Source organism: Shewanella sp. SNU WT4, from assembly GCF_006494715.1.
Lineage (GTDB): Bacteria > Pseudomonadota > Gammaproteobacteria > Enterobacterales > Shewanellaceae > Shewanella.
Map to the genome: position 1 here is coordinate 145,619 of NZ_CP041151.1, position 12,337 is coordinate 157,955.

Annotated in this window: 10 protein-coding genes; 4 read left to right on the top strand and 6 right to left on the bottom strand. The window is 47.1% G+C overall.

What is annotated here, in order from left to right; all coding sequences use genetic code 11:
• Positions 1-2: 2 nt before the first annotated feature.
• Positions 3-1,301 (bottom strand): hypothetical protein, encoded by a 1,299-nt coding sequence (locus FJQ87_RS00565; RefSeq protein WP_140930037.1) that lies wholly within the window; start codon positions 1,299-1,301, stop codon positions 3-5.
• Positions 1,302-1,520: 219 nt separating this feature from the next.
• On the opposite strand from FJQ87_RS00565, the gene gmk reads away from it, so the two are divergent.
• The 4 genes from gmk to FJQ87_RS00585 all read left to right on the top strand — a co-directional run bounded on the left by gmk (position 1,521) and on the right by FJQ87_RS00585 (position 6,559).
• Positions 1,521-2,144, top strand: coding sequence for a guanylate kinase (gene gmk, locus FJQ87_RS00570; RefSeq protein ID WP_140930038.1), 624 nt, complete (start codon positions 1,521-1,523; stop codon positions 2,142-2,144).
• Between the two features lie 60 nt (positions 2,145-2,204).
• A complete protein-coding gene (rpoZ, locus tag FJQ87_RS00575; RefSeq protein ID WP_140930039.1) occupies positions 2,205-2,483 on the top strand; it encodes a DNA-directed RNA polymerase subunit omega in 279 nt (92 codons plus the stop codon).
• A 36-nt stretch (positions 2,484-2,519) separates the two neighbouring features.
• Positions 2,520-4,616, top strand: coding sequence for a bifunctional GTP diphosphokinase/guanosine-3',5'-bis pyrophosphate 3'-pyrophosphohydrolase (gene spoT, locus FJQ87_RS00580; RefSeq protein WP_140930040.1), 2,097 nt, complete (start codon positions 2,520-2,522; stop codon positions 4,614-4,616).
• A gap of 272 nt (positions 4,617-4,888) precedes the next feature.
• Positions 4,889-6,559 carry an AMP-binding protein gene (locus FJQ87_RS00585; RefSeq protein WP_140930041.1) on the top strand — a complete coding sequence of 557 codons (1,671 nt, stop codon included), beginning with the start codon at positions 4,889-4,891 and terminating at the stop codon, positions 6,557-6,559.
• Between the two features lie 94 nt (positions 6,560-6,653).
• Here FJQ87_RS00585 and argH read toward each other — a convergent pair whose 3' ends face one another.
• From argH to argC, 5 genes are all read right to left on the bottom strand, one after another.
• Positions 6,654-8,021, bottom strand: a complete 1,368-nt coding sequence (argH, locus tag FJQ87_RS00590; protein ID WP_140933910.1) for an argininosuccinate lyase — start codon at positions 8,019-8,021, stop codon at positions 6,654-6,656.
• A 141-nt stretch (positions 8,022-8,162) separates the two neighbouring features.
• Entirely contained in the window at positions 8,163-9,380 is a 1,218-nt protein-coding gene (locus tag FJQ87_RS00595) for an argininosuccinate synthase (protein WP_140930042.1), read from the bottom strand.
• Positions 9,381-9,423: 43 nt separating this feature from the next.
• Positions 9,424-10,332, bottom strand: a complete 909-nt coding sequence (locus FJQ87_RS00600) for an ornithine carbamoyltransferase (RefSeq protein WP_140930043.1) — start codon at positions 10,330-10,332, stop codon at positions 9,424-9,426.
• A 24-nt stretch (positions 10,333-10,356) separates the two neighbouring features.
• Positions 10,357-11,136, bottom strand: a complete 780-nt coding sequence (gene argB, locus FJQ87_RS00605) for an acetylglutamate kinase (RefSeq protein WP_140930044.1) — start codon at positions 11,134-11,136, stop codon at positions 10,357-10,359.
• Positions 11,137-11,154: 18 nt separating this feature from the next.
• The gene (argC, locus tag FJQ87_RS00610; protein WP_140930045.1) at positions 11,155-12,141 is read right to left on the bottom strand and encodes an N-acetyl-gamma-glutamyl-phosphate reductase; all 987 of its coding nucleotides are present in this window, start codon (positions 12,139-12,141) and stop codon (positions 11,155-11,157) included.
• Between the last annotated feature and the right edge of the window lie 196 nt (positions 12,142-12,337).

Sequence of the window (12,337 nt, forward strand, 5' to 3'; positions counted from 1 at the left end):
GGCTAGTCCAACACTCTAGCAAACTCTGGCGCAGCGCCAAGCGCCGCTTGTGTGCCCTTGAGGGCAAATTGATAGCCACAGAGGTTTAATTGCCCCCGATAAGCCACATCTTCAATGATTTTATCACTATCTAATGGCGAAAAACGGGCTTGAGTCATGCTGTTAGCCTCAATAGTCACTTGCAGCGGGCGGTAGCTATTACCATTGTTAAATACCAACTCACTGCAACGCTTATCACCTTTTGCTGTCGTTAACGACCACAGCTCGCCCATTTGCTTATTGTTGCCAAACCACTGCAGCAACAATTGCCCTTGCTCAAACTGTAAATAGAAACCATCGGGCAAGGCCACGCGCTCACCCAGCACTGCGCTTGCTGGAGTTTCCACCGGACTCACTTCTGGTTTGACAACACTTGGCGAGCTCACCACCCAATAACCTAAGACAGTTAACACTAAGGCGCCCGCCGCTATGCCAAATAGCCAAGGCTTTAGCACAGGCAAGCGCAGCTTAATAACCTGGGTGGCAAACTGCTGCAATGATTGCTGCAATGACTGCAACATAGGTTCTAACCAAGCCGTTATTGAGCCTTGCTCACGGCGCGCGCGGCGTTCTTGTTGATTAAAATCAGCGCTGCCTTCAGCGACTTGCGAAAAATGCTTACTTTCAGAGGTATTTGCTGCCTCATTAAAATGAGTCACTGGCGCTGAATCAAACTCATCATTAGCGTCATGATCATCAGCTTCATAATCATCAAAGCTATCATCAAAACCATGACGTTCGGTATCATAGCTATTCGCCAGCGCAGATTCAGATTCAAAGCGGTGGGCATTCCTGCTTGGCGCAGAGTGATTAAAATCCACTACCGGCTCAACACGTTCAGCACTAGCGCGCGCCGCTGTGGAGGGCACAATAAGATCCGCGCTCCAGTATCCCCAGTGATAATCTTGCTGACTCATTGCTGGCGCTGAAGGCAAACGCGCTAGAATCACAGATAAGGGCGCAGCTAAAATGACAACTAAGGTCAATGCCAGCCACACTGGCGCTGTCACTAGCGCCATAAACACCAATAAAAATGGTAATAATACAAACAAAATTGCGCGGCTACGAATACCTGAATCGCGGCCACGGCGAATTGCCGTCAGTTGCAACAGTAAAGCCAAAGGTAAAGCAAAGAGAGTCAACCAAGTGATAGTCGCCAACGACCCAAAGGCGATTAACAATAAATAACAGCCAGCACTAATGCTGCTAAAACGGAGGCGATTATCGCAGCCTTGGGCGGTAAACAATGTTTGCAAAACCACTGGGACTCCTACTTTAAAATCATCACGCCAGTTGGCGTACCTCAAGAGTAACCAATTGCCATCCTGCTGTCAGCGTTATCCTGCATGACAAGAGTAACTTTCGTCTGGTGACTTAGGTGGCTAATCGCGAGTATAATTAACGGCTAACCCTTTTTTTATCTCAATGATTAGGCTTTAATCCCTAATTTGAGCTTGGTTTATTAGCAGCGGAATTAATTTATGAGCGCACGCGGCAACTTATTTATCGTGTCAGCCCCAAGTGGTGCTGGCAAATCCTCATTAATTTCGGCGCTGCTGAAAGATAAGCCTGCGGACATGCAGGTGTCTGTGTCGCACACCACGCGTCAACCGCGCCCGGGTGAAGTCAATGGCCAGCACTATCATTTCGTTGCTGTGGGAGAGTTCACTCAGTTAATCGAACAAGCATCCTTCTTTGAATGGGCGCAAGTGTTTGGTAATTACTACGGCACGTCACGCACTGTGATTGAGCAAACCTTAGCCCAAGGTATTGATGTCTTTTTAGATATTGATTGGCAAGGCGCGCAGCAGGTTAAAAAATTAATGCCTGAGGCCATTGGTATTTTCATTTTGCCACCCTCACGCGAAGAATTAGAAAGACGCTTAACTGGCCGCGGCCAAGACAGCGCTGAAGTGATTGCCAGCCGTATGCAAGAGGCAGTCTCTGAAATGTCTCACTATAATGAATATGACTTTGTGATAGTAAATGATGATTTTGATATTGCTATCAAAGAGTTAAACTCAATTATCACCAGTCAGCGTTTGACGCTAGCTAGCCAGACCCTAAGGCATAGTGGTATGCTTAACGATCTGTTGGCACGATAGCTGCCTTAGTGTACAATTTTTCGTCGTTTTTCCTTTTCGAGATTACTGGAGTTCCAAAACATGGCTCGCGTTACTGTAGAAGATGCCGTAGATCAAATCGGCAACCGTTTTGACATGATCCTGGTTGCGGCACGCCGTGCTCGCCAAATTTCTGTCCAGGGCAAAGCCCCTATGGTAGAAGAGCAAAACGATAAGCCAACCGTTATCGCCCTGCGCGAAATCGAACTGGGCTTAGTCAATGCTCAAACCTTAGAAGCTGATGAGCGCCAAACTGTGCGTGAACGCGAAGCCGCTGAATTAGCTGCTGTTGCTGCCATCGCTGAAGGTCGTTCTCTGTAAGACTATCGAGTCTTAGTTGTGTAGGAGTGTTGCCACTTGTATCTGTTTGAAGGTCTAAAAGACTCTGCTTCCGCCTATTTACAGGCTGAACAGGTAGAATTACTCAAACAGGCCTATCAAGTGGCTCGCGATGCCCATGAAGGGCAAATGCGTAGCAGTGGTGAACCCTATATTACTCACCCTGTGGCTGTCGCCCGTATTTTGGCGGATATGCGTCTTGATCATGAGACCTTAATGGCAGCCCTGCTACACGACACTATTGAAGACACTTATGTCACTCACCAAGATCTGGCCGAGTTATTTGGTACCAGTGTGGCTGAGTTGGTTGAAGGTGTATCTAAACTTGATAAGCTCAAGTTTCGCGACAAGAAAGAAGCGCAAGCCGAAAACTTTCGCAAAATGGTGATGGCCATGACCCAAGATATTCGGGTTATCCTCATCAAACTCGCTGACCGCACCCACAATATGCGCACCCTTGGGTCACTTCGCCCCGATAAACGTCGCCGTATTGCCCGCGAAACCTTAGAAATTTATGCGCCTATAGCCAATCGCTTAGGTATCCATAATATTAAATCTGAGCTCGAAGACTTAGGCTTTCAGGCCTATTACCCTATGCGCTATCGCGTTCTTAAAGAAGTCGTGAAAGCGGCGCGCGGTAATCGTAAAGAATTGATCCACAATATTGAAGTCGCCATTCGCGAACGCCTGCAAGATGCCAAAATTCCTGGCAACGTTAAAGGCCGCGAAAAAAACCTATATTCCATCTACAACAAGATGCGCAATAAAGAACTGCAATTTCAAGAAGTGATGGATATCTATGCCTTCCGCATTTTGGTAGACAGTATCGATACTTGTTATCGAGTGATGGGCGCTATGCATGGGCTGTATAAGCCAAGGCCTGGGCGCTTTAAAGATTACATCGCCATTCCAAAAGCTAACGGCTACCAATCACTTCATACCTCATTATTTGGCCCACATGGGGTGCCGGTTGAAATTCAAATCCGCACCGAAGACATGGATCAAATGGCCGATAAAGGAGTTGCTGCCCATTGGATGTATAAAGATGGCGGCGAATCCAATCAAGACACTACCACCCAGATGCGTGCTCGCAAATGGATGCAGTCATTACTTGAGTTACAACAAAGCGCCTCAACCTCGTTTGAATTTGTTGAGAGCGTTAAAACAGAATTATTCCCTGTGGAAATCTATGTGTTTACTCCAGAGGGAAGAATTCTTGAATTGCCAGTTGGTGCCACCCCGGTGGATTTCGCCTATGAAGTTCATACCGATGTAGGTAATGCCTGCGTGGGCGCCAAAGTTAACCGTCAAGCCTACCCATTGAGCCAGCCGTTAATTTCAGGTCAAACCGTAGAAATTATTACCGCTAAAGGCGCGCGCCCCAATGCTGCGTGGCTTAACTTTGTGGTGACTGGCAAAGCCCGTGCCCGCATTCGCCAAGTGCTTAAAAATCTTAAGCAAAATGATGCCGTTTCTTTAGGTCGCCGCTTACTCAATCATGCCCTTGGCGCCAATAAGCTTGATAGTTTTGCGCCAGAAACCATAGCTAAAGTCATCAATGAAACTAAGCATGACACCCTTGATGGTTTACTTGCTGACATAGGTCTTGGCAATGCCATGAGCATAGTGGTCGCGCAGCGATTACTGGGCGATATCGTTGGTTCTAACACCCCAGGTGTGATGCCAATTCGCGGCGCCGAAGGCATGCTAGTGACCTTTGCTAAATGCTGCCGCCCTATACCTGGCGATGCCGTGATTGCCCACGTAAGTCCAGGTAAAGGCTTAGTGGTTCACATGGAAAACTGCGCCAATATTCGTGGTTACCAAGGTGAGCCAAGTAAATATTTAGCGGTGCAGTGGGATGCAGTGGAGGATGCTGAGTTCCAAGCCAACCTCAAGATTGAGCTTATCAATCATCAAGGTGCGCTGGCTAAGATCACTTCCATTATTGCCGCCGAAGGCTCAAATATTCACAAACTCAGCACCGAAGAGCGTGACGGCCGCGTTTACTTAATTAGCCTGCGCATTTCAGTGCATGATCGCGTTCATTTAGCTAACGTGATGCGCCGCATTCGCGTCTTGCCAGAAGTGATCCGCACCTCGCGCAATCGCTAAACCCTTCAGGCCAAAAACATGGCCTGACGCTTTATTTTTTAGTAACCCCTTACCTCAACTCCCCTTAACTTCATAGCTACCGCTTAAGCTCACCATAAGCAGCGTTCATCTTAGCACCAGCGGCCTGTTGCTAATTTAAGCAATCACTTACCTATTATCCCTCAATTAAGCTTGCGTCATTCGCCTTCAAATTATTTGCGAGTGATCACAAAAGTCGCCATACTGGGACCAAAGCAAGCTGACAAAAACTATAAAATAACAGGGATTTACGAATGGAAACCACATATAAATCGCCCGTGGCTATGCTGTACCATTGGGCTCAACATCAGGGCGATGAGGTGTATCTTAAGCAACCCATCGGTGGTCAAATCAAGTCATTTACTTGGCAAGACGTAAAGCGACAAGTTGAACAACTCGCAGGTTCACTGCGCCATTTAGGTTTACAACCTGGCGATAAAATTGCTTTGCTTTCAAAAAATTGCGCCGAATGGTTTATCACTGACTTAGCCCTTATGCTGGGCGGCTATATCAGCGTACCTATTTATCCTACTGCCAATCCTGAGACCATTCGCTATGTGTTAGAACACAGTGGTGCCAAAGCCATATTTGTCGGTAAGCTTGATTTTTGGCAGCAACAAGAAGCGGGCGTCGGCGGCGAGATTCTGCGTCTGGCAATGCCTTATGACACTATGCCAGCACAATATCATTGGCAGCAATTACTCGACTTAGGTCAGTCGTTAAGTGATGCACCTATGCCAGACGCGTCGCAAATCATGACCTTGATTTACACCTCAGGTTCGACCGGTAACCCTAAGGGCGCGATTCAAACCTTTGCCAGTTATGTCTGGACTTGCCAAGCCGTAGTGCGCGATTTAAAAACCAATGGCAAAGACCGCTTAATCTCTTATTTACCATTGGCACACATTACCGAGCGCGTGGCCATTGAAGGTTCATCTTTCTATTCTGGCAGTCAGGTATCCTTTGTGGAGAGCCTAGACTCGTTTGTGGAAGATGTTAAACGTGCTCAGCCAACGGTTTTCTTCTCAGTGCCAAGACTGTGGAGTTTGTTCCAGAAGAATATTCTCGAAAAAGCTGGCGGCGACAAGAAATTATCCCTGTTATTAAAAATCCCCATTTTACGCGGCTTAGTGAAAAAGAAGATTCAAAAAGGTCTAGGGCTAGATCAGTGCCGCTTATTGGGTTCAGGTTCAGCGCCGATCTCACCAGCGCTAATCACTTGGTATCACAGCATAGGTATGAATATCTGTGAAGCGTGGGGCATGACAGAAAACTGCGCTTACTCCATCATCAATCATCCCTTTGACCCGAATAAAATTGGCACTGTAGGTAAGCCTGTGATTGGCTGCGAAGTGCGCCTGAGCTCAGAAGGTGAACTGTTAATAAAATCCCCAGGGTTAATGACCGGTTACTATCAGCAACCTGAAGTTACCGCTCAATGTTTTGATGCCGATGGTTTTTTCCATACTGGTGATTTGTGCAGCATAGATGAAGATGGTTGCATCAGTATCACAGGGCGGGTTAAAGATAACTTCAAAACCGCTAAGGGCAAGTATGTGGCCCCTGTGATGATAGAGCGCAAACTGGCACAAAATACCTTGATTGAACTCATTTGCGTTATTGGCTCAGGGTTACCGCACCCTATCGCCTTAGTGCAATTGTCTGAATTTGCTCATCTTGAAGGTAAAGAGCAAGTACGGGCATCACTTAAAGAAACCTTAGATAGCATCAACCCAGGCTTAGAGTCGCACGAGCACATAGATGCCATTGTGGTAGTCAATGAGCCGTGGACGATAGAAAATGATGTCTTAACTCCGACCTTAAAGATAAAGCGTCATGTGTTAGAGCAACGCTTTAGCGCTATGGTTGATGGCGTGCGCGGCGCCAAAGTATGCTGGCAAGATGAGCTAACCCCAAAAGCTTAAGGCTATTGCACCAGCTTAATTAATGCATCACACCAAGAAAGCACGCTAAAAGCGTGCTTTCTTATTGCTGGGTTTTATCTGCAAGATAAATATTTTAGGGTTTATATTTTTGCGCTAACGCAAATTGCACTTGTTTGATGGCCGTGCCGCCAAGCACATCCCGCTTCGCTAAACAGGCTTCGATAGTTAAATGCTGATACACATCAGCATCAATCACAGCGGCAAAGGCTTGCAACTGCTGTACGCTTAATTGCTCAATCGCTTGCTGCTCACCAATAGCGTAAACCACCACTTCACCCACGACATGGTGCGCCTCGCGAAATGGCATGCCTTTAGCGACCAGATAGTCCGCTAATTCAGTGGCATTGGCATAGCCTTGCTGCGCCGCTTTTAAGGCTGAAGCACGGTTCACTTTAAGCCCTGACAACACTAAGGCGGCCATATCTAAGCAAATCGCCCAGCTATCAACTAAATCAAACAAGCCCTCTTTATCTTCTTGCATGTCCTTGTTGTACGCCAAAGGCAAGGCCTTCATAGTGGTTAAAATGCCGACTAAACTGCCATAAACACGCCCAGTTTTACCGCGAATAAGCTCTAACGCATCGGGGTTTTTCTTCTGCGGCATCAAGGATGAACCAGAAGTCACTTGATCGCTTAACGAGATAAAATTAGCTTCGCCAGAGTTAAAGAAAATCAAATCTTCAGCCATGCGGCTTAAGTGCATCATGCTGATGGAGCCTGCGCTTGCAATCTCAACCACATGATCCCTATCCGATACGCTATCTAAGCTATTTAAGGTTGGGCGCGCAAAATTAAGCGCTGCCGCTAAGGCATGTCTATCTATGTTATAAGCGGTACCTGCCAAAGCGCCGGCGCCAAGTGGACAAGTATTGGCGCGCGTTAACGCATCTTGCAAACGACTGATATCGCGCTCAAACATTTCGACATACGCCAAACACCAGTGACCAAAAGTAATGGGCTGGGCGCGCTGTAAATGGGTATAGCCCGGCATCACAGCATCAACCTCGCGCTGCGCTAACGCTAACAAGGCTTGATTCAAAGTTTGCAGTTTTAGCACTAGCATGGCGCCTTCGCTTTGACACCAGAGCTTTAAATCTGTGGCCACTTGATCGTTACGGCTGCGCCCTGTGTGCAGTTTTTTACCTAAATCACCCACTTTGGCAATTAAGGCTGATTCAACAAAACTGTGAATATCTTCAGCGCCACTAACGATAATAAGCTCAGGGTTATTACCGACTTCTACAAGTAATTGCCCTAACGCATTTTTAAGCTCAAGGCATTCATTGGCGCTAATAATACCAACGCTAGCAATGGCATCGGCCCAAGCGATTGAGCCTGTCACGTCTTGCTCGAATAATCGATAATCCACGGGTAATGAGTCATTAAACAGTTTGAATAATGCGCTGGGTTCGCCCTGAAATCTACCGCCCCATAAAGCCATGTGACTATCTCCTGTCATTGCTGATACTGCCGATAACCAAGCCATCAGCCTGAACTTAAACTTAGGCTGAAGCTTGGTGTTATCGTTTAAATAAGATTTAGCGCTGCCAAGTTAGCTCTAGTTAGCGCTATTAAGTTCGCGTTATTTAGTTTCGTTAAGCGCGCGAATACGGCTAGCTAAGGTGTACAAACGAATAAAGCCTTCTGCGTGCTTTTGATCGTAAACTTCATCTTCACCAAAGGTCGCAAACGTCTCTGAATACAAGCTATTAGGTGAGCGTTTTTGCACTGCCGTAGCTTGGCCTTTATAGAGCTTAACTACCACTTCACCGTTAACCATCTCAGCTAACACTTCAGAGGCTGCCAACAAAGATTTACATAAAGGAGTAAACCAGCGGCCGTCATAAACCAAATGCGCCATTTGCGCCGCCACTTGCTCGCGCCAGCTGCGGCTGCTCTTATCCAGCACTAACTCTTCAATCGCCCGTAAACCGGCAAACATGACAGTGCCGCCTGGAGTTTCATAACAACCGCGCGACTTCATGCCCACTAAACGGTTCTCAGTGATATCAATCCGGCCAACACCATGAGCGGCGGCAATTTCATTCAGCGTCATTAATGCCTGATAAGGGGTTAAGCTGACACCATTGACCGCAGTCACGCGGCAATTTTCAATTTTTAGGGTAACGAAATCTGGCGTATTCGGCGCATCTTCTGGGTCAACCGTCATGGTCCACACTTGCTTACTTGGCTGATTCCATGGGTTTTCAAGCTCGCCGCCTTCGTGAGAAATATGCCAAGCGTTTGCATCACGGCTATAAATCTTAGTGGTAGATGCTGACGTCTTAATATTACGTTCCTCTAAGTAGTCCAGCAGGTCTTCACGGCTGCGCATGTCCCATTCACGCCACGGCGCAATCACAGTTAATTCTGGGGCTAAGGCCGCAAAACAACCTTCAAAGCGCACCTGATCATTCCCTTTGCCGGTGCAGCCATGGCATACCGCATCAGCGCCAACTTTACGCGCCACTTCTACTTGGGCCTTGGCGATAATTGGGCGCGCCATTGAGGTGCCAAGTAAATAGGTGCCTTCATAAATCGCACCTGTTGCTATGGTGGGATATATGTAGTCTTTAACCAGCTCTTCTTTCAAATCAACAATGTGGCATTCGCTCGCGCCTGAAGCTAAGGCTTTTTCAGTCAGCCCTTGCAGCTCAGCATCACCCTGACCCACGTCAGCACAAAAAGCAATGATCTCACAATTGTTATAGGTTTCTTTGAGCCAAGGGATAATGGCCGAGGTATCTAAGCCACCGGAATAAGCTAACACGACTTTTTTTACATTGCGTTGTACTGACATATCATCATCCTTTAAAACCAAGCGGTTAAACGTAAATTGATTATTATTGTGCGAGTAATGCGACGAGTAAGGCATTCTGGGCATGCATACGGTTTTCAGCCTGCTGCAAAATTAACGATGACTTACCATCCAGTACATCATCGGTCACTTCCACGCCGCGGTGCGCTGGCAGGCAGTGCATAAAGTAATCAGCGCCAGTCATAGTCATTAGATCGCTATTCACTTGATAAGGGCCAAACTTAGCTTCGATTTGAGCGAGCGGCGTGTTATCCCCCATGGAAATCCAGCTATCGGTATAAATCACTTGGCAGCCCACCAAGGCCTTAGTATCAGAACTGAGTATCAATTCACCGCCATTGGCTTTAGCTAACGCCTGCGCTTTAACTACCATCTGACCATCTGGAAAATGCCCCGCGGGGCACACAACCACCATCTTGGCACCTAAAATGGCAGCGCCAAACATCAGCGAATGAGTGACGTTATTGCCATCGCCCACATAAGCCAAAGTCACTTTACTCACATCTTCAAAGCACTCAGTCAGAGTTAATAAATCCGCCAATGCCTGACAAGGATGGTAAAGATCAGATAACGCATTAATGACAGGAACCTTGCTGTGCGCGGCTAGTTCTTCAATGGTTTGATGGCTATAGGTTCGGGCGACAATAGCATCGGCCCAGCAACTCAGATTACTGGCAAAATCAGCCACAGATTCCCGCTGACCCAATTGACCATTTTGTTGATCAAGATACAGGCAATGTCCACCTAACTTATTAATCCCGATATCAAAACTTACTCGGGTGCGCAGCGAAGGCTTCTCAAATAACATCACCACACTTTTACCCGCTAAGGCATGACGATAGGCGCGAGGATCCGCTTTGATGGTGCGAGCCAGAGTCAACAACTGCACTAATTCTTGCTGACTCAAATTTTGTAAGGTTAATAAATGCTGCATCTTGATATCCTCTTAACGCTATTATTATGGCTGGATTTGGGTACCGACTTGCTCACCTTTAATCAGGGCCAGCATTTGCTCGGCGTCGCGCCAACTGGCGACTTGTACCGGTTGCCCCAACATCTGCGCGACTTCTAGCGCCGCCTCAACTTTGACCTTCATGCCAGCTTCAATCACGCCAAGCTTCACTAAGTTAGCGATTTCTGGCTCATCTAAACTGGCAATCAATTTGCCCTTACCATCGAGCACACCCGACACATCCGATAACAAGACTAATTGGCCGCTGAGCATAGATGTGACAGCGCTTGCCGCTTGGTCGGCATTCACATTTAATAACTGACCTGTAGCGCTAATGGCAATCGAGCTAATCACAGGTAACCAGCCTTGCGACAAAATAAAATCGATAAGTAGAGGGTCGCCCGCAGTGACTTTGCCTACTGCGCCGAGTGACTCATCTTTTACTTCCGCGACCAGCAGGCCGCCATCGGCAAGCCCTAAGCCTACGCTCTTAATACCGGCTTGCATGGCAGCGGCTTGCAGTAACTTATTGGCAGTACCTGCCAAAGCGCCGGCAATAATTGGCATTTGCTCATCTGGAGTAATACGTAAACCGTCGCGCTTTTGGGTGGTCATGCCATTGGCTTGTAATTGCTGCTCAACCACGCAGCCGCCGCCATGAACTATCACCACTGATTTGCCAGATTCAATCAGCGCCGAGGCTGTCGCCATTAAGCGCTTAATTCCCATGTCGCACTCTAAAAGCGCGCCGCCAACTTTTAACACTAATACGTTTGCTGTTTGCATAATGATGCCACCTGACGCTTATGGATTAGATTTGAAATGAATACTTATGCACTCGAGCGCTTGACTAGCCGCACCTTTTATTAAGTTATCAATTACGCTAGAAATCACCAGATAATGGCTATGCTCGTCATATTGCCAACCTAAATGGCAGCGGCCGCTGTGAACCACTTCATCCAATTTCGGAAAGACGCCTTGCTTTACCAATACGTTAGGATTGCCTTGGTAGCACTTAAAGGCAGCGTCAACATCGCCAAGAGTCACGCCCTGCTTAAGTTCCGCGGTAATAGTAGCTATGATGCCGCGCTTAAAATTACCCAAATGCGGAGTGAAGATGACCTCATGGCCAAGCTGGGTCGCTATTTCTGGTTGATGGCGGTGATTTAATACCCCGTAAGCACTTAAGCTCACTTCGGCAAAGCTAGTATTGAGCTGCGCCTTACGCCCAGCACCAGTGACGCCACTAACCGCATTAATCACAGGGCGAGTGTTAGTTAATAATCCTGCCACTGGGGTTAAGGCTAATAATGAGGCTGTCGGGTAACAGCCAGGCACAGCCACTAAGCGGCTTGCTTGAATCGCTTCGCTATTCCAATCGGTTAAGCCGTAAACCGCCTTATCTAACAGCTCAGGATATTGATGCTCAAACCCGTACCACTTGGAGTACATCTCTTTGTTTTCGAACCTATATGCCCCGCTTAAATCAAACACGGCTAAGCCTTGCTGATAAAACCACGCGGCCAACTCCATGCTGACATGATGATCGAGCGCTAACGCCACCGCATCGGCATTGTTGGCAATATCTTGCTGACTAGACTCATTAAGTCCTTGCAAACACTGGCTTAAGTGTGGCCAATTAGGATATAGGCTGGCTAATGATTGACCTAAATCAGCACTATTGGCTGACACATAGAGTCCATAAATCGCAAACTCAGATTCTTTAGTTATTAATTCTGTGAGTTGTGCGCCTGTGTATCCACTGGCACCAATAATGGCTATTTTTTTCATTGTTGAGTTCTTTACTATTATTGATTAATTGAAAAATGTAGGGCAGCGGTTACGCCTGTGGCGGATGCCAACAAACGCCAGATTATCGTCGTGAGGAGATAGATGGACTGAATGTAAATGGAAGACAATCAATGTGATGCATAAACAAGTGAGCCACCATATATCCTTACATTATTAAATTATCTGAACTGATTGA